The sequence below is a fragment of the Streptomyces chartreusis genome (assembly GCF_008704715.1).
GTDB classification, from domain to species: Bacteria; Actinomycetota; Actinomycetes; order Streptomycetales; family Streptomycetaceae; genus Streptomyces; species Streptomyces chartreusis.
Genome location: NZ_CP023689.1, coordinates 4,901,887 through 4,918,528, shown reverse-complemented (window position 1 = coordinate 4,918,528; position 16,642 = coordinate 4,901,887). Strand labels below are relative to the sequence as shown.

Below are 16,642 nucleotides of genomic sequence, written 5' to 3'. Positions count from 1 at the left end.
CAGTCACTTACTTTTTTTCATCCCCGTACCGCAGGGCAGTACCCTGAAGGGCATGGCGGGTGAGCAGAGTCACGACGTGGCGCAGTGCAAGCGGGTCGACGAGGGGATCAACCGCGTCTTCCAGCTGCTCGGAAAGCGGTGGACCGGCCCGATCGTGTCCGTCCTGACCTCGGGCCCCGCCTACTTCGTCGCCCTGCGCCGGGCGATCCCGGGCATCAGCGAGCGCATGCTCTCCGACCGGCTCACCGAGCTCGCCGCGGCGGGACTGGTGGTGCGTGAGGTCTACGAGGGGCCGCCGCTGCGGGTGGTGTACCGGCTGACGGAGTCGGGGGCGGCGCTGGAGCCCGCGCTGGCCGAGTTGGGCGGATGGGCGAAGAAGTACCTGGGGGACGGGGAGCGGCCGGAGGGCTGCTGAAGGTCGTTGCGGGTGAGTGGGCGGGCCAGGCCCTGCTCCTGCTGTACGCCCCCGCGCGCCCACGCCCCTCGGCCACTTGCCCCCCGTCGGCCGCAGGAGGACACCGGCACCGCCAAGCGGGTTTTCCACATCTGCGGAGTTGTCCACAGGGTCTGACGCGTTCCGGCCACCGGTTGTAACGTCGGCACGAGTTGATGTTCGTGCGTGAGCGGGGGAGGCGGTCGGTATGACCGAGGTCGGTGCCGAGGCTGTGGCGGCGGAGGCGGCTGCGGCGGCGTCGGAGTCCGGGGAGCGCACGGCGTCCGCGGCGCGTCGGCTGCCGCGCGTGCAGGGGTTCGCCGAGTGGCCCGGCGGCGGATCGCCGAAGGAGGAGGGCAAGGAGCTGCGCAAGCGGGTACCGCGCGCCGAGCACGCGGTGTTCGACCTGGACGCCTCCCGCCCCGGCGCCGTGGCCGCCGTCGAGGAGTCCAACCTCGGCCGGCTCACCGACCTCACCCCGATAAGGGTCGGCAGGATGGCGGCGACGCCCTTCGCGTTCCTGCGCGGCTCGGCCGGGCTCATGGCCTACGACCTCGCCCGCACCCCCATGACCCGGATCCGCGCACAGATCTGCGGCGACGCGCACGCGGCGAATTTCGGGCTGTACGCCGACGCCCGCGGCGGCCTGGTCATCGACCTGAACGACTTCGACGAGACGCTGTACGGCCCCTGGGAGTGGGACCTCAAGCGGCTCGCCACCTCGCTCGTGCTCGCGGGCCGGGAGGCCGGCGCCGACGAGGACAAGTGCCGCAAGGCCGCGCACGACACCGTCGGTTCCTACCGGCGCACCATGCGGCTGCTGGCCAAGCTCCCGGTGCTGGACGCGTGGAACGCGATCGCGGACGAGGAGCTCGTCTCCCACACCGACGCCCATGACCTGCTCGGCACACTGGAGCGGGTCGCGGAGAAGGCGCGGGCCAACACCAGCGGCCGCTTCGCCGCGAAGTCGACTGCGCCGACCGAGGACGGCGGGCGCAGCTTCGTCGACGCTCCGCCGGTGCTGCGCCGGGTGCCGGACGAGGAGGCGGCCGCGGTGGCCGCGTCCCTGGAGAGCTACGTCACGACCCTCTCCGAGGACCGCCACCCGCTGCTGTCCCGGCACGCGGTGCACGACGTGGCGTTCCGCGTGGTCGGCACCGGCAGCGTGGGCACCCGCTCCTACGTGGTCCTGCTGCTGGACCACCGCGGCGAGCCGCTGGTCCTTCAGGTGAAGGAGGCCCGCCCCTCCGCCCTGGTCCCGCACCTGGTGACGGCCGGCTTCGAGGCGCCCGGCACGGACCACGAGGGGCGGCGCGTGGTTCTCGGCCAGAAGCGCATGCAGGTCGTCAGCGACATCCTGCTCGGCTGGACGACGGTCGACGGACTCCCCTTCCAGGTCCGCCAGTTCCGCAACCGCAAGGGCAGCGTCGACCCGGCCGCGCTGGCCGCCGACCAGATAGACGACTACGCCCGCATGACCGGCGCCCTCCTGGCCCGCGCCCACTCCCACAGCGCCGACCCCCGCCTGATCGCGGGCTACTGCGGCAAGAACGAGGAACTGGACGAGGCGATCGCCGAGTTCGCCCTCGCCTACGCCGACCGCACCGAGGCGGACCACGCCGAACTCGTGACGGCGGTGCGGGACGGGCGGATCGCGGCGGAGATGGGCGTATGACGGACGCCTCCGGCGTGTGAGGACGCCGTCCGGCGTATGACGGGCGGCTGGGGCATGGCGCCGAGGCCGCCCGGTGTGGACGGACGCTTTGTGGACGGACGCTTTGGGGCAGGGCCGAGGCCGCCCGGCGGGGGACGGACGCTTCCCGGCGGGTGACCGACGCTGCTCGGCGTGCGCCGCACGCCCAGCGGCCGGTGGCGGACGCTTCCCTGCCCGTGACGCCCGCCTCCCCCGGGGCAACGGTCGCCGGACGGTTCCGCGCCCCCGGATCGGCGTCGGTGGCGATGCCGGTGTTCGAAGGGCCGGGCCCGGTGTGGCCTACGCTGGGCGGGTGATGACGCCGGAAGCTGAGCAGTCCCAGGCCGAGCCCGCTGGTGAGGGGGCGCCGAACGGTGCCGAGGTGCCCGTCGGCGGAGTCGAGCAGGGTGGTGAGGCGCGGGTGACGGCCGCCGAGACGGCAGATACAGCCGCGGAGTCGGCAGGAGAAGCCCAGCAGCCGGCCGACGAAGCTGTGGAGCCGGCCGAAGGAGCTGTGGAGTCGGCCGAGGAGGCTGCGGCGGCCGCTGACGAAGCCGTGGCGGTCGCTGACGAAGCCGTGGCCGCGGCAGAGGATGCCGTGGCTGTGGAGGAACCGGCCGAGCGGCCCGAGGCGCGGTTGGAGCGGGCCGTGCGGGCCGCCGAGCAGGCGCTGATCGAGTACGAGATCGCGGTGGAGACCTTCCGGGTCGAGGTGGACAACTTCTCCCGGCTGCACCACCAGAAGCTCGGCCCGATGTACACGCGCCTCGACGAGCTGGACGCCCGGATCGCCGAGGCCGTCGCCGCCCGTACCGGTGACCCCGAGGACATCCGCAAGGCCGACGAGGCCCGTGCCCGGGTGATGCCGATGCCCGGTGTCGAGGAGCTGTTCCACGGCTGGATGGACGGCGAAGGGCTGTTCCCGGAGGCCGCGGCGATGCTCACGGATCAGCCGGTACGGCCCCCGCAGCGGGTGCGCCCGAGCGACGAGGCCCGCAAGCTCTACCGCGAGCTGGCCCGCAAGGCCCACCCCGACCTCGCGCAGGAGGAGGCCGAGCGGGCAAGGCGCGAGGAGTTCATCACCCGCGTCAACGCCGCCTATGCCCGTGGGGACGAGGCGCTGCTGCGGGAGCTGGCCGAGGAGTGGGCCGCGGGGCCCGCGCCCAAGGAGCAGGGCCCGACTCCCAGCGAGGAGCTCTACGCCCGCCTCGAATGGCTGGCGCAGCGCAAGGAGATGCTCACGCTGGTCGCGAAGGACCTGGAGGAGAGCGCGATCGGCGCGATGCTCCGCCTGGCCCCGGACGACCCGGACCGTCTTCTCGACGAGATCGCCGAGCAGTTGCTGGCCCAGGTCGCGGCGCGGGAAGCGGAGCTGGCGGCATTGCTCGGCTAGCCGCCGGGTGACCCGCACCCGTCAGGTAGCGTCGGAGTCATGAATTTCGGATCTGCGGTGCCCACCGTCGAGGTCACCGACCTCAAGGACGACGACTTCCTTCTGGACGTCCGTGAGGACGACGAATGGCAGGCGGGCCATGCCCATGGCGCACTGCACATTCCCATCAGCGAGTTCGTGGCCCGCTACGGCGAGCTGACCGAGGCCGCCCCGCAGGACGGCCGGGTCAACGTGATCTGCCGCTCCGGCGGCCGCTCGGCGCAGGTCGCGATGTACCTGGTCCAGCAGGGCGTCGACGCCGTGAACGTCGACGGCGGCATGCAGGTGTGGGCGGCGGCCGGACGCCCCGTCGTGAACAACGAGGGCCAGCCCGGCTTCGTGCTCTAGGGCGCCCGGCTCCGTGTCGTAGGGCGCCCGGTTTCGTGCTGCAGGGCGCCCGACATCCGCGGCGCAAGGGCCCCGGCTCCCGTCGGGTCAGCCCAGCGGATGCGCCGCCAGCAGATCTCCCAGTGCTTCCTCGTGTGCCGCTGCCGGGCCGAGCGTCAGTTCCAGGTGCTTGGCCCAGGCGTGGTACCGGTGCAGGGGATAGTCGACGTCGGCGCCGAAGCCGCCGTGCAGATGCTGGGCGGTCTGCACGACCCGGCGTACACCCTCCGAGGCCCAGATCTTGGCCACGGCCACGTCCCCGGAGGCAGGCAGTGCCCCCGATGCCCCCGAGGTGATCCGCCAGGCGGCCTGCCACAGGGTGGCCTCCATCGCGCGCAGGTCGATGTAGCGGTCGGCGGACTGCACCGCGACCGCCTGGAACGTGGCGATGGGATGCCCGAACTGCTCCCGCTTGCTCGCGTACTCGGACGTCATCCCCAGCACCCGCTCCCCCAGCCCGAGCGCCAGCGCGCACGTCCCCGTGGCCAGCAGCTCGCGCAGCCACTCCCACGCCCCCTCGGTGTCGATGACGTCCCGCGCGGTCAGTCGCACCGACTCCAGCCGCAGCTCCCCTAGCCGTTCCCCGCTGGTCGAGAACTGCTCGGCGAGCGAGACCCCCTCCGTATCGCGCGGTACCAGCGCGAGGACGGTCAGATCCGCGTCCGTACGGGCCGGCACGGCGACGAGATCGGCGTCGTACGCCCAGGCCACCGCGGTCTGCACCCCGTCGAGCACCCACCCGGAGCCGTCCCGTCGGGCGGTGGTGGCGAGCTCGGCCGGGTCGTGGCCGGTGCGGCCGTGCGCGGCGACCGTCAGCACCAGCTCGCCGCGCCCGGCGCGGGCCAGCAGGTCGGCCTTCAGTTCCGGGCCGCCGTACGCCTGGACGGCGGCCATCGCGGCGCTGCTCTCCAGCAGGGGCACCCTGGCCAGCACCTTCGCCGATTCGCGCAGGACCTGGCACAGGGCGACGGCGTCGAGGCCCGCGCCGCCGTACTCCTCCGTGAGGAGCAGGCTCAGCAGGTCCGCGTCGGCGAGCCGGTCCCACAGGGGGCGGTCGAAGGTGTCGGCGACGGCGCCCGGGGTGAGCGCGGGAGAGGGCACGGCGTCCGGTGCGACCCCGGCGAACACTCCGCGCGCCGCCTCGGCCGCCGCCTGCTGCTCCTCGGTGAAGGTGAAGTCCACGGTCCCTGCCCTTCCACACCCACGGCGATCTGACGGTGCGTCAAGATAGAACAGGTTCTAGAAGAAGGGAATGGTCCCGTCGGCACCCCCGTAAGGTGTGGGCAACGTCGGTCCGGCAGGGGCTGTGCCCGGCGCGTCGGCCTGAGTACCGTTCCCGTGCGAGCGCTGAGGCGGGACGGACCGGAATCGGGAATCGGGGCAGGATGGACGCGTACGACGCAGGCTCGGCCGCCCGGCACGGGCCGGACCGGGAGCCGCCCCTGGTGCCGCCGCCCGCCCCGCCCGCCGAACCGTCGCTCGCCCTCCCGCCGTCGCCCGCGCCCGAACCCGAGGCCCGCACCGGTGTGGCCGCCCTCTCGCTGCGCTACCAGATCGTCGCCGCGCTAGCCGTCGCGGTGGTGGCGATCGTCGTCTGTGTCCACACGGGGATGGTCTTTCTGCACGTCGCGCCGCCGAACACGGTCACCAAGAAGCACGGCGGGGCGATCGACGACTGGATATACCCGGAGTTCGAGCAGAACTGGAAGCTGTTCGCCCCCAACCCGCTCCAGCAGAACATCGCGGTGCAGGTCAGGGCCCAGGTCGGCACGGGCGGCGACGGCACGCGCACGACCGGCTGGTACGACCTGTCCGCCCAGGACGGCGAGGCCATCGACGGCAATCTGCTGCCCAGCCACACTCAGCAGAACGAGCTGCGCCGGGCCTGGGACTTCTTCGTCGCCACGCACGACACCGAGAACCGGCCGGTGGGCCTTCGGGGCGCCCTGTCCGAGACGTATCTGCGGCGCATAGTGGAGCTGCGGCTCGACCGCGCGGACGCGGCCGGCGAGGGCGGCGTCGTCGAGCGCGTCCAGGTCCGCTCGCGCACCACCAACGTGCCCCCGCCGAAGTGGAGCGAGGAGCAGATCTCGGACAAGCCGAGCTACCGAGTGCTGCCCTGGTGGTCCGTGCCGGAGGACCGGGCCGCCGCCGCAGACGCCGCCGGCATCGGCGCGGGAGGCACCCGGTGAACCGCTTCGCCCTCGCGGTCTCCTCCGCCATCGCCCGCGTGACGGAGTCCGCCCTCGGCCCGTATCAGACGGCCGTGATCCGCATCGGCTTCAGCGCGACCTGGCTGCTGTTCCTGCTGCGCGAGTTCCCGCACCGCCAGGAGCTGTACGGCCCCGGCGGGCCCTGGGACTTCGACCTCGCCCAGCAGCTGATCGGGACGAACGGCTCCTTCACCGCGCTGATGTGGTTCCGCGGCGGGATCTGGTTCGAGACGGTGTACCTCTTCGCCGTCCTGACGGCCGTGCTGCTGCTGGTCGGCTGGCGCACCCGGGCGATGTCCGTGCTGTTCATGGTGGGCGTGCTCTCGCTCCAGAACCGGTCCATCTTCATGGGCGACGGCGGCGACAACGTCCTGCACCTGATGTGCGTCTACCTCGTCTTCACGCGCTGCGGTCAGGTCTGGTCGCTGGACGAGCGCCGGGCACGGCGCGCGCGTGACGCACACGCGCGGGGTGAGCGCGTGGCGCCGGACCGGGTGGGTCCGGCCCTGTGGAGCGTGTCCGGGTTCGTGCTGGTCGCGGTGACCGCGGCGGGCCGGCTCGACGGCGACCTGACCGTGCCGTTGATCCTGTGGATCAGCTGGCTGGCCCCGGCCGTGTGGTGGATCGTGGGCCGCCGCGCGCGGACCGCCGAGCCCCGCATCCTGCTGGACGTCATCGGCAACGTCGTCCACAACGGCGCCCTGCTGGTGATCATGGCCGAGGCGTGTCTGATCTACGCCACCGCCGGCTGGTACAAGATCCAGGGTTCGCGCTGGCAGGACGGCACCGCCGTCTACTACCCGCTGCACCTCGACTACTTCTCGCCCTGGCCCGCGCTCGCCGACGTGCTCTCGTCCAGCGGCACCATGGTCATGCTGATCACCTACGGCACGGTCGTCGTGCAGGTCGCCTTCCCGTTCACGCTGTTCAACCGGCGGGTCAAGAACGTCCTGCTCGCGGCGATGATCACCGAGCACGCCGTGATCGCGGTCGTGCTCGGCCTGCCGTTCTTCTCCCTGGCGATGATCGCGGCGGACGCGGTGTTCCTGCCGGCGTCGTTCCTGCGCCGGCTGGGCGACCTGGCCGCACGCGCGCGTGGCCGGCTGGCCGGGCTGGTGCGGCGCGGCGACCACCCGGTGAAGCCCCCTGCCCCGCGCAGCCCGGAGAACCCCGAGCACGCGCACGTAGGCTCTTCGGCATGACCCTGGCCTCCTGGAACCGGCTCGCCGAGACCTCCGTCCTGCTCGACGGCTTCCACGCTCTCAAGCACGCCGTGCGCTTCGGCGCCGAGGTCCCGGTCGCGGTCGCCGTGGACCGGGAGGCGGCGCTGGCGCTCGCCGACGAACTGGCGCCGGACGTACGGGACGCCCTGGACGGGCTCCTGACCGAGGTCCCGGAGCCGACGTACAAGTCCCTGGTGCCGCGGCCGCACCCCACGGCGGTGGCCGCCCTGGCGGTACGGCCGTCACGCGCCGCCGGCCTCGGCAAGCTGGCGCACACTCCGCGCACCGCCCCGGTCGTCGTCCTCGACAACCCCCGCAACCTCGGCAACGCGGGCGCCGTGATCCGTCTGGCCGCCGGGTTCGGCGTGACCGGCGTGGTCACCACCGGCACCCTCGACCCCTGGCACCCCACGGTCGTGCGCGGCGGTGCGGGACTGCACTTCGCGACGGTCGTGGAGCGGCTGACGGTGCCCGAGCTGCCCCCGGGCCCGCTGTTCGCCCTCGACCCCGAGGGCGACGACATCCGGGGCGTGAAGCTCCCGGACGACGCCGTCCTCGCCTTCGGGTCGGAGCGCAGCGGCCTGTCGGCCGAACTGCGGGCGCGCACCGACCACTTGCTGTCCCTGCCGATGCGCCCCCAGGTCTCCAGCTACAACCTGGCGACGAGCGTCGCGATGACGCTGTACCACTGGAGTCTCACCGGGGGCGCCGCGCGGGCCTAGGCCTCCCGGCGCACCTCGACGACGCGGAACCGGTTGGCGACGAACGCCCCGTCGCACAGCGCGGAGTTGGCCGCCGGGTTGCCGCCCGACCCGTGGAAGTCGGAGAACGCGGCCGTCTGGTTGACGTACACGCCGCCCGTGAGGTTCAGCGACAGCTGGGCCGCCTCCTCCAGGCACACCTCCTGGATCGCGCCCTCGACCTCGTCGTCGGTGGTGTACGCGCCGACGGTCATCGCGCCCTTCTCGCGCACCGTGCGCCGCAGCAGCTCCACCGCGTCCGCCGCCGAGTCCATCGCCACGGCGAACGACACCGGACCGAAGCACTCGCTCATGTACGCGGCCTCGTCGTCCGGCTTGGCGCCGTCCAGCTTGACGATCACCGGCGTGCGGACGACCGCGTCCGGGAACTCGGGGTTGGCGATCTCCCGTGACGCGAGGGCGACTTCGCCGAGCCCGGCAGCGGCCTCCAGGCGGGCCTTGACGTCGGGGTTGACGATCGCGCCGAGCAGCGCGTTCGCGCGGGCGTCGTCGCCGAGCAGGCCGTCGACCGCGCGGGCGAGGTCGGCGACGACCTCGTCGTAGGTCTTGGGGCCCTCGTCGGTGCGGATGCCGTCGCGCGGCACCAGGAGGTTCTGCGGGGTGGTGCACATCTGGCCGCTGTACAGGGACAGCGAGAAGGCCAGGTTGGAGAGCATCCCCTTGTAGTTGTCGGTGGAGTCGACGATCACCGTGTTGACGCCGGCCTTCTCCGTGTAGACCTGCGCCTGGCGGGCGTTGGCCTCCAGCCAGTCGCCGAACACCGTCGAGCCGGTGTAGTCGATGATCCGGATCTCGGGGCGGGTCGCCAGGGTCTTGGCGATGCCCTCACCGGGCCGCTCGGCGGCCAGCGCCACGAGGTTCGCGTCGAAGCCCGCCTCGGCGAGGACCTCGCGCGCGACCTGCACGGTGAGCGCGAGCGGCAGCACCGCGCGCGGGTGCGGCTTGACCAGGACCGGGTTGCCGGTGGCGAGGGAGGCGAACAGGCCCGGGTAGCCGTTCCAGGTCGGGAAGGTGTTGCAGCCGATGAGCAGGGCGGTCCCGCGCGGGACCGGCGTGAACTGCTTGGTCAGCGCGAGCGGGTCGCGCTTGCCCTGCGGCTTGGTCCACTCCGCGGTGTCGGGGGTGCGGACCTGCTCGACGTAGGCGTACGCCACCGCCTCCAGGCCGCGGTCCTGCGCGTGCGGGCCGCCCGCCTGGAACGCCATCATGAACGCCTGGCCGGAGGTGTGCATGACCGCGTGCGCGAACTCGTGCGTCCGGTCGCTGATCCGCTTGAGGATCTCCACACACACCACCGCGCGCATCTCCGCGCCCGCGTCGCGCCACGCGCGCCGGCCGGCCTGCATGGCGGGCAGCAGCGTGTCGATGTCGGCGTGCGGGTATTCGACGCCCAGCTCGATGCCGTACGGGGACGTCTCGCCGCCCACCCAGTCGTCGGTGCCGGGCTGGCCGAGGTCGAGGCGGCCGCCCAGGAGGGCGTCGAAGGCCGCCTTGCCCGCCGCCGCGTCCAGGCTGCCGTTCTCGCCGTAGGCCTTGGGGTGCTCGGGGTGCGGTGACCAGTACGCGCGTGTACGGATCGCTTCCAGCGCCTGGTCGAGGGTGGGCCGGTGCTTGGCGATCAGCTCGTGGGCGGTCAGTTCGGCGGCCATGCGGGACCAACTCCTCGATTCCAGAGCTCTCCGTCGAGCTCATGACCTGGGCAGAAACATGGGCAGGAACAGCCAGACAGAGTTAGAGTAACCGAACGATCGGTCGGTTCAAGGGGGTCCGCCGCATCTGTGGAAAACCCCGTGCGGGAGGATCGCGCACATGACAGCTCTCGACCTCAGCAGCCCCGTGGCCGTCGTCGGCACCGGCACCATGGGCCAGGGCATCGCCCAGGTCGCGTTGGTCGCCGGCCACCCGGTACGGCTGTACGACGCCGCTCCCGGGCGCGCGCAGGCGGCGGCGGACGCGATCGGCGCCCGCCTGGACCGGCTCGTCGCCAAGGACCGCCTCACCGGCGCCGACCGCGACGCGGCCCGTGCCCGGCTGCTGCCCGCCGAGTCCCTCGCCGAGCTCGCGGACTGCGCCCTGGTCGTCGAGGCCGTCCTGGAGCGTCTCGACGTCAAACAGGAACTGCTGCGCGAGCTGGAGGGCGTCGTCGACCAGGACTGCCTGCTCGCCACCAACACCTCGTCCCTGTCGGTCACGGCCATCGGCGGCGCCCTCGCGAACCCGGGCCGCTTCGTCGGCCTGCACTTCTTCAACCCCGCGCCGCTGCTGCCGCTGGTCGAGGTCGTCTCCGGGTTCGCCACCGACGTCACGTCGGCCACGCGCGCGTACGAGACGGCACGGGCCTGGGGCAAGACGCCGGTGGCCTGCGCCGACACCCCCGGCTTCATCGTCAACCGCATCGCCCGGCCCTTCTACGCCGAGGCCTTCGCGGTCTACGAGGCGCAAGGAGCGGATCCGGCCACCATCGACGCGGTGCTGCGCGAGTGCGGCGGCTTCAAGATGGGCGCCTTCGAGCTCACCGACCTGATCGGGCAGGACGTCAACGAATCCGTCACGCACTCCGTGTGGCAGGCCTTCTTCCACGACGTGCGCTTCACGCCCTCGCTCGCCCAGCGCCGCCTGGTCGAGTCGGGCCGGCTCGGCCGCAAGAGCGGGCACGGCTGGTACGACTACGCGGAGGACGCCGAGCGGGACGAGCCGCACACCGCCGAGAAGCGGCAGCAGCCCTCCTACGTCGTCGCCGAGGGCGACCTGGGCCCCGCCTCCGAGCTGCTTTCGCTGATCCGCGAGGCGGGCATCCCGGTGCGCGAGGAGGAAGAGGACCACGGCACGCGTCTGGTGCTGCCGAGCGGCGGCCAGCTGGCGCTCGCCGACGGCCAGACGTCGGTGGAGTTCCGGGACGTCGTCTACTTCGACCTCGCGGTCGACTACCGCCGTGCCACCCGGATCGCGCTGTCCGCCTCGCAGGACACCGCGCCGCAGACCCTCACCGAGGCCATCGGCCTGTTCCAGGCGCTCGGCAAGGACGTCAGCGTCATCGGCGACGTCCCCGGCATGATCGTCGCCCGCACGGTCGCCCGGATCGTCGACCTGGCGCACGACGCCGTCGCCAAGGGCGTGGCCACCGTGGAGGACATCGACACCGCGATGCGGCTCGGCGTGAACTACCCCTTGGGGCCCTTCGAATGGAGCCGCCGCCTGGGCCGCGGCTGGGCCTACGACCTCCTGGACGAGCTGCACGTGCGCGAGCCCTCCGGCCGCTACGCGCCGTCCCTCGCGCTCTACCGCCACGCGTACGCCTCCGACAAGCGGGAGGGCAGCACCTCATGACCACCGCCAAGCGCGACACGTACACCCCGGAGACCCTGCTCTCCGTCGCCGTGCAGGTCTTCAACGAACGCGGCTACGACGGCACCTCCATGGAGCACCTGTCCAGGGCCGCCGGCATCTCCAAGTCGTCGATCTACCACCACGTCACGGGCAAGGAGGAGCTGCTGCGCCGCGCCGTCAGCCGCGCCCTGGACGGGCTCTTCGGCATCCTCGACGAGGAGCACGCACGCGTGGGGCACGCCGCGGACCGCCTGGAGTACGTCGTCCGGCGCATGGTCGAGGTGCTGATAGCCGAGCTGCCGTACGTGACGCTGCTCCTGCGGGTGCGCGGCAACACCGACACCGAGCGCTGGGCCCTTGAGCGGCGCCGCGACTTCGACCACCAGGTGGCCGCACTGCTGAAGGCCGCCGCCGCCGAGGGCGAGGTCCGCGGCGACGTCGAGGTCCGCCTGGCCACCCGGCTCGTCTTCGGCATGGTCAACTCCATCGTGGAGTGGTACCGCCCGGACGGCCGCGGGATGAACGAACGCGAGGTCGCCGAGACGGTGGTCCGCCTGGTCTTCGGGGGCCTGCGCAGGGCGAGCTGAACCCGCCCGCGCCGGCGTGGGTGTGAGTACGCGCGCGTGGCGGTGATGAGTACGGCCGCGGATGCCACGGCGGGCCGGCCGGTGGTGGGGTGGGGCGCATGACAGCCGACGACGTGCGGGGCGACGAACGCCATCCGACCTGGTGGAAGGCACCGCTCGTGGCGACGGTGCCCGCGTTGCCGATCCTGGTGTGGGACTACGTCTTCCTGGGAGCCGAGGGCGCCCTGGGGATGCTCGGTGGCGTGGTCCACTGGGGTTTCGGTCTGCTCGTGCTCGCCTGGCTGCTGCCGCATCGGCGATCCCTGCGGACGGCGCGCCTGGCGGCGGCTGTGACGGGGCTCGTCTGCGTGCTGCTCCCGCCGGCGCTGCTGCTGCTGATCGGCCTGGTGACGGCCTCCGCCTGAGGGGCCGCGGCCGGCTCAGCCCTGGGGCTCCAGGTCCTCCTCCTCGAAGACCAGCAGAGTGCGGGAGCTGAGGACCTCGGGGATGCTCTGGAGGCGGGTGAGGACCAGTTCGCGCAGGGAGCGGTTGTCCGGGGTGTGCACCAGGAGCAGGACGTCGAAGTCGCCGCCCACCAGGGCGATGTGCGAGGCGCCGGGCAGTTGGCGCAGCTGTTCGCGGACCGTGCGCCAGGAGTTCTGGACGATCTTCAGGGTGATGTACGCGGATGTGCCCTGGCCTGCGCGTTCATGGTTGACGCGGGCGCCGAAGCCACGGATGACGCCGTCCTCGATGAGGCGGTTGATGCGGGAGTAGGCGTTGGCGCGCGAGACATGGACCCGCTCGGCCACCGAGCGTATGGACGCGCGGCCGTCCGCCTGGAGCATCTGGAGGATGTCCTGATCTATGGCGTCGAGCGGCCGGGCGGGCGGCAGGGGGATTCCGTCGTCCGGGCCTTCGGCCATTTGTTCAGGCGCCATGTCCCCCCACCTTCCTTCCGTGGACGTACTGCGTTCATTGGAGGCTGTGGAGAACCGTTTGTCCACAGCCTCGGGGGGCCTGTAGCCAAAATGTGCCGACGACCGAACAATCGGTAGGTGGGGCGCGTCACAGGAGCTGCGCCTCCCGTAGCCACTCCCACGAGGAGGTGCCGTCATGACGGTCATGGAGCAGCGAGGCGCGTATCGGCCATCGCCGCCGCCCGCCTGGCAGCCCCGTATGGACCCCGCGCCGCTGCTGCCCGACGCAGAGCCCTACCGCGTCCTCGGGACGGAGGCGGCCGCGAAGGCCGACCCGGACCTGCTGCGCCGGCTCTACGCCGAGCTGGTGCGGGGCCGCAGGTACAACGTGCAGGCGACCGCGCTCACCAAGCAGGGCCGCCTCGCCGTCTACCCGTCCAGCACCGGCCAGGAGGCCTGCGAGGTCGCCGCCGCACTGGCCCTTCAGGAGCGCGACTGGCTCTTCCCGAGCTACCGCGACACCCTGGCGGCCGTCGCACGCGGCGTGGACCCCGTCGAGGCCCTGACCCTGCTGCGCGGCGACTGGCACACCGGCTACGACCCGCACGAGCACCGCGTGGCCCCCCTGTGCACGCCGCTCGCCACCCAGCTTCCGCACGCCGTCGGCCTCGCCCACGCCGCCCGCCTCAAGGGCGACGACGTGGTCGCGCTCGCCCTGGTCGGCGACGGCGGCACCAGCGAGGGCGACTTCCACGAGGCGCTGAACTTCGCCGCCGTGTGGCAGGCGCCGGTCGTCTTCCTGGTCCAGAACAACGGCTTCGCCATCTCCGTCCCGCTCGCCAAGCAGACCGCGGCCCCGTCGCTGGCCCACAAGGCCGTCGGCTACGGCATGCCCGGCCGCCTGGTCGACGGCAACGACGCGGCCGCCGTGCACGAGGTGCTCGCCGACGCCGTGCGACAGGCCCGCGCGGGCGGCGGTCCCACCCTGATCGAGGCGATCACCTACCGCATCGACGCCCACACCAACGCCGACGACGCGACCCGCTACCGCGGCGACTCCGAGGTCGAGACCTGGCGCGGGCACGACCCGATCGCGCTCCTGGAGCACGAGCTGACCGAGCGCGGTCTGCTCGACGACGCCGGCAAGCAGGCCGCCCGCGACGCCGCCGAGGCCATGGCCGCCGACCTGCGCGAACGCATGAACCAGGACCCGGCGCTCGACCCGATGGACCTGTTCGACCACGTCTACGCCGAGCCCACCCCGCAACTGCGCGAACAGCGCGCCCAGTTGCAGGCGGAGCTGCACGCCGAGTCCGAGGGGTCGCACCGATGACCACCGTCGCCGTCAAGCCGGCCACCATGGCGCAGGCCCTCACGCGCGCGCTGCGCGACGCCATGGCCGCCGACCCGTCCGTGCACGTCATGGGCGAGGACGTCGGCACCCTCGGTGGCGTCTTCCGCGTCACCGACGGACTCGCCAAGGAGTTCGGCGAGGACCGCTGCACCGACACCCCGCTGGCCGAGGCGGGCATCCTCGGCACGGCCGTCGGCATGGCCATGTACGGGCTGCGCCCGGTCGTCGAGATGCAGTTCGACGCCTTCGCCTACCCGGCGTTCGAGCAGCTGATCTCGCACGTCGCGCGCATGCGCAACCGCACCCGCGGCAGGATGCCGCTCCCGATCACCATCCGGGTCCCCTACGGCGGCGGCATCGGCGGCGTCGAGCACCACAGCGACTCGTCCGAGGCGTACTACATGGCGACTCCGGGGCTCCATGTCGTCACGCCCGCGACCGTCGCCGACGCCTACGGCCTGCTGCGCGCCTCCATCGCCTCCGACGACCCGGTCGTCTTCCTGGAGCCCAAGCGTCTGTACTGGTCGAAGGACTCCTGGAACCCCGAGGACCCGCAGACCGTTGAACCGATCGGCCGTGCGGTGGTGCGGCGCTCCGGCCGGAGCGCCACGCTCATCACGTACGGTCCGTCCGTGCCCGTCTGCCTCGAAGCCGCCGAGGCGGCGCGGGAGGAGGGCTGGGACCTGGAGGTCGTCGACCTGCGCTCGCTGGTGCCGTTCGACGACGACACGGTCACCGCCTCCGTACGGCGGACCGGACGGGCGGTCGTCGTGCACGAGTCGGGCGGGTTCGGCGGACCGGGAGGGGAGATCGCGGCCCGGATCACGGAGCGCTGCTTCCACCACCTGGAGGCGCCGGTGCTGCGTGTGGCCGGGTTCGACATCCCCTATCCGCCGCCGATGGTGGAGCGTCACCACCTGCCCGGCGTGGACCGGATCCTGGACGCCGTGGGGCGTCTGCAGTGGGAGGCCGAGAGCTGATGGCACAGGTGCTCGAGTTCAAGCTCCCCGACCTCGGGGAGGGGCTCACCGAGGCGGAGATCGTGCGCTGGCTGGTCCAGGTCGGCGACGTCGTCGCGATCGACCAGCCGGTCGTCGAGGTCGAGACGGCCAAGGCGATGGTCGAGGTCCCCTGCCCCTACGGCGGCGTCGTCACGGCCCGCTTCGGCGAGGAGGGCACCGAACTGCCCGTCGGGGCGCCGCTGATCACGGTGGCCGTCGGCGCGCCGACCACCGACGGCGAGAGCGAGGGCTCCGGGAACGTCCTGGTGGGCTACGGCACCTCCGAGGCACCCGCGCGCCGCAGAAGGGTGCGGCCGGGGGAGCAGGTGTCCGCCAACGGGGACGCCGTCGCCAGGGAAGCGGCGGAGGGACCCGTGCCGGTCATCTCCCCGCTGGTGCGCCGCCTCGCCCGCCAGAACGGCCTGGACCTGCGGGAGCTGCACGGCTCCGGGCCGGACGGGCTGATCCTGCGGGCAGATGTCGAGTACGCGCTGCGGGCCGCCCAGGTGCACGGGCGGACCGTGCAGCCGGTGGCCGAGCCGCGCACCCAGGTGGCACCGTCGGCCCCGGCGCCCGCCGCCGTCCCGGCCGCGCCGGCCCCCGTCCGCTCCTCCGCCCCCGCCGGCGGCATCCGCATCCCCCTCAAGGGTGTCCGCGGTGCCGTCGCCGACAAGCTCTCCCGCAGCCGCCGGGAGATCCCGGACGCGACCTGCTGGGTGGACGCCGACGCGACGGAGCTCATGCGGGCACGGGCCGCGATGAACGCCGCCGGGGGACCGAAGATCTCCCTGCTCGCCCTGCTGGCCCGCATCTGCACCGCCGCCCTGGCCCGCTTCCCCGAGCTCAACTCCACCGTCGACATGGAGGCCAGGGAGGTCGTCCAGCTCGACCAGGTGCACCTCGGCTTCGCCGCGCAGACCGAGCGGGGACTCGTCGTCCCGGTGGTGCGGGACGCGCAGGCACGGGACGCGGAGTCGCTGACCGCGGAGTTCGCCCGGCTCACCGAGGCTGCCCGCACGGGCACCCTCACCCCGGCCGAACTCACCGGCGGCACCTTCACGTTGAACAACTACGGCGTGTTCGGCGTCGACGGCTCCACGCCGATCATCAACCACCCCGAGGCCGCCATGCTCGGCGTCGGACGCATCATCCCCAAGCCGTGGGTGCACGAGGGCGAACTGGCCGTGCGCCGGCTCGTCGAGCTCTCGCTCACCTTCGACCACCGGGTCTGCGACGGCGGCACGGCGGGCGGCTTCCTGCGGTACGTGGCGGACTGCGTCGAACAGCCGGCGGTGCTGCTGCGCACACTCTGACCCAGCCGTCGCGGTCGGC

At 72.7% G+C, this 16,642-nt stretch carries 16 protein-coding genes; 13 read left to right on the top strand and 3 right to left on the bottom strand.

What is annotated here, in order from left to right; genetic code table 11:
• Nucleotides 1–52 precede the first annotated feature (52 nt).
• The 4 genes from CP983_RS21360 (at nucleotide 53) to CP983_RS21345 (ending at nucleotide 3,906) form a co-directional block, all read left to right on the top strand.
• A complete protein-coding gene (locus CP983_RS21360) occupies nucleotides 53–415 on the top strand; it encodes a winged helix-turn-helix transcriptional regulator (protein WP_107904939.1) in 363 nt (120 codons plus the stop codon).
• A 226-nt stretch (nucleotides 416–641) separates the two neighbouring features.
• Nucleotides 642–2,108: a DUF2252 domain-containing protein gene (locus CP983_RS21355; RefSeq protein ID WP_150501198.1), complete on the top strand. Its 1,467-nt coding sequence runs from the start codon at nucleotides 642–644 to the stop codon at nucleotides 2,106–2,108.
• 595 nt (nucleotides 2,109–2,703) lie between these two features.
• Nucleotides 2,704–3,519: a hypothetical protein gene (locus CP983_RS21350; protein WP_308436556.1), complete on the top strand. Its 816-nt coding sequence runs from the start codon at nucleotides 2,704–2,706 to the stop codon at nucleotides 3,517–3,519.
• Nucleotides 3,520–3,576: 57 nt separating this feature from the next.
• Nucleotides 3,577–3,906 carry a rhodanese-like domain-containing protein gene (locus CP983_RS21345; RefSeq protein ID WP_150506776.1) on the top strand — a complete coding sequence of 110 codons (330 nt, stop codon included), beginning with the start codon at nucleotides 3,577–3,579 and terminating at the stop codon, nucleotides 3,904–3,906.
• 87 nt (nucleotides 3,907–3,993) lie between these two features.
• On the opposite strand, the gene CP983_RS21340 is transcribed toward CP983_RS21345, so the two are convergent.
• Nucleotides 3,994–5,127 carry an acyl-CoA dehydrogenase family protein gene (locus CP983_RS21340; RefSeq protein WP_125529626.1) on the bottom strand — a complete coding sequence of 378 codons (1,134 nt, stop codon included), beginning with the start codon at nucleotides 5,125–5,127 and terminating at the stop codon, nucleotides 3,994–3,996.
• A gap of 203 nt (nucleotides 5,128–5,330) precedes the next feature.
• Between CP983_RS21340 and CP983_RS21335 the strand changes: the two genes are divergently transcribed.
• The 3 genes from CP983_RS21335 to CP983_RS21325 are packed head-to-tail and all read left to right on the top strand — an operon-like array spanning nucleotide 5,331 to nucleotide 8,103.
• A complete protein-coding gene (locus CP983_RS21335; RefSeq protein ID WP_150501197.1) occupies nucleotides 5,331–6,137 on the top strand; it encodes a DUF5819 family protein in 807 nt (268 codons plus the stop codon).
• Nucleotides 6,134–7,360: an HTTM domain-containing protein gene (locus CP983_RS21330; RefSeq protein ID WP_150501195.1), complete on the top strand. Its 1,227-nt coding sequence runs from the start codon at nucleotides 6,134–6,136 to the stop codon at nucleotides 7,358–7,360. The genes CP983_RS21335 and CP983_RS21330 overlap by 4 nt, the downstream gene beginning before the upstream one ends.
• On the top strand, nucleotides 7,357–8,103 hold the full coding sequence (locus tag CP983_RS21325) for a TrmH family RNA methyltransferase (protein ID WP_150501193.1): 747 nt from the start codon (nucleotides 7,357–7,359) through the stop codon (nucleotides 8,101–8,103). The genes CP983_RS21330 and CP983_RS21325 overlap by 4 nt, the downstream gene beginning before the upstream one ends.
• Here the strand turns inward: CP983_RS21325 and paaN are convergent.
• On the bottom strand, nucleotides 8,100–9,791 hold the full coding sequence (paaN, locus tag CP983_RS21320; RefSeq protein WP_125528672.1) for a phenylacetic acid degradation protein PaaN: 1,692 nt from the start codon (nucleotides 9,789–9,791) through the stop codon (nucleotides 8,100–8,102). The genes CP983_RS21325 and paaN overlap by 4 nt on opposite strands.
• A 160-nt stretch (nucleotides 9,792–9,951) precedes the next feature.
• Between paaN and CP983_RS21315 the strand changes: the two genes are divergently transcribed.
• From CP983_RS21315 to CP983_RS21305, 3 genes are all read left to right on the top strand, one after another.
• Nucleotides 9,952–11,469, top strand: coding sequence for a 3-hydroxyacyl-CoA dehydrogenase (locus CP983_RS21315; RefSeq protein WP_150501191.1), 1,518 nt, complete (start codon nucleotides 9,952–9,954; stop codon nucleotides 11,467–11,469).
• Nucleotides 11,466–12,056: a TetR/AcrR family transcriptional regulator gene (locus tag CP983_RS21310; RefSeq protein WP_107904930.1), complete on the top strand. Its 591-nt coding sequence runs from the start codon at nucleotides 11,466–11,468 to the stop codon at nucleotides 12,054–12,056. Before CP983_RS21315 ends, CP983_RS21310 begins: the two co-directional genes overlap by 4 nt.
• 98 nt (nucleotides 12,057–12,154) lie before the next feature.
• Entirely contained in the window at nucleotides 12,155–12,460 is a 306-nt protein-coding gene (locus CP983_RS21305) for a hypothetical protein (RefSeq protein WP_150501189.1), read from the top strand.
• A gap of 15 nt (nucleotides 12,461–12,475) precedes the next feature.
• Here the strand turns inward: CP983_RS21305 and CP983_RS21300 are convergent, their stop codons facing one another.
• A complete protein-coding gene (locus CP983_RS21300) occupies nucleotides 12,476–12,961 on the bottom strand; it encodes an Lrp/AsnC family transcriptional regulator (RefSeq protein ID WP_107904928.1) in 486 nt (161 codons plus the stop codon).
• Between the two features lie 190 nt (nucleotides 12,962–13,151).
• Here CP983_RS21300 and pdhA point away from each other — a divergent pair, with 190 nt between their 5' ends.
• The 3 genes from pdhA to CP983_RS21285 are packed head-to-tail and all read left to right on the top strand — an operon-like array spanning nucleotide 13,152 to nucleotide 16,623.
• A complete protein-coding gene (gene pdhA, locus CP983_RS21295; RefSeq protein ID WP_030950495.1) occupies nucleotides 13,152–14,288 on the top strand; it encodes a pyruvate dehydrogenase (acetyl-transferring) E1 component subunit alpha in 1,137 nt (378 codons plus the stop codon).
• Nucleotides 14,285–15,289, top strand: a complete 1,005-nt coding sequence (locus CP983_RS21290; RefSeq protein WP_030950496.1) for an alpha-ketoacid dehydrogenase subunit beta — start codon at nucleotides 14,285–14,287, stop codon at nucleotides 15,287–15,289. Before pdhA ends, CP983_RS21290 begins: the two co-directional genes overlap by 4 nt.
• A complete protein-coding gene (locus CP983_RS21285; RefSeq protein ID WP_150501187.1) occupies nucleotides 15,289–16,623 on the top strand; it encodes a dihydrolipoamide acetyltransferase family protein in 1,335 nt (444 codons plus the stop codon). Before CP983_RS21290 ends, CP983_RS21285 begins: the two co-directional genes overlap by 1 nt.
• Nucleotides 16,624–16,642 lie beyond the last annotated feature (19 nt).

Coding starts and splice junctions, on each gene's coding strand:
- CP983_RS21360 (WP_107904939.1), top strand. CDS start 53: ATGGCGGGTGAGCAGAGTCACGACGTGGCGCAGTGCAAGCGGGTCGAC.
- CP983_RS21355 (WP_150501198.1), top strand. CDS start 642: ATGACCGAGGTCGGTGCCGAGGCTGTGGCGGCGGAGGCGGCTGCGGCG.
- CP983_RS21335 (WP_150501197.1), top strand. CDS start 5,331: ATGGACGCGTACGACGCAGGCTCGGCCGCCCGGCACGGGCCGGACCGG.
- CP983_RS21325 (WP_150501193.1), top strand. CDS start 7,357: ATGACCCTGGCCTCCTGGAACCGGCTCGCCGAGACCTCCGTCCTGCTC.
- paaN (WP_125528672.1), bottom strand. CDS start 9,791: ATGGCCGCCGAACTGACCGCCCACGAGCTGATCGCCAAGCACCGGCCC.
- CP983_RS21315 (WP_150501191.1), top strand. CDS start 9,952: ATGACAGCTCTCGACCTCAGCAGCCCCGTGGCCGTCGTCGGCACCGGC.
- CP983_RS21310 (WP_107904930.1), top strand. CDS start 11,466: ATGACCACCGCCAAGCGCGACACGTACACCCCGGAGACCCTGCTCTCC.
- CP983_RS21305 (WP_150501189.1), top strand. CDS start 12,155: ATGACAGCCGACGACGTGCGGGGCGACGAACGCCATCCGACCTGGTGG.
- CP983_RS21300 (WP_107904928.1), bottom strand. CDS start 12,961: ATGGCCGAAGGCCCGGACGACGGAATCCCCCTGCCGCCCGCCCGGCCG.
- pdhA (WP_030950495.1), top strand. CDS start 13,152: ATGACGGTCATGGAGCAGCGAGGCGCGTATCGGCCATCGCCGCCGCCC.
- CP983_RS21290 (WP_030950496.1), top strand. CDS start 14,285: ATGACCACCGTCGCCGTCAAGCCGGCCACCATGGCGCAGGCCCTCACG.
- CP983_RS21285 (WP_150501187.1), top strand. CDS start 15,289: ATGGCACAGGTGCTCGAGTTCAAGCTCCCCGACCTCGGGGAGGGGCTC.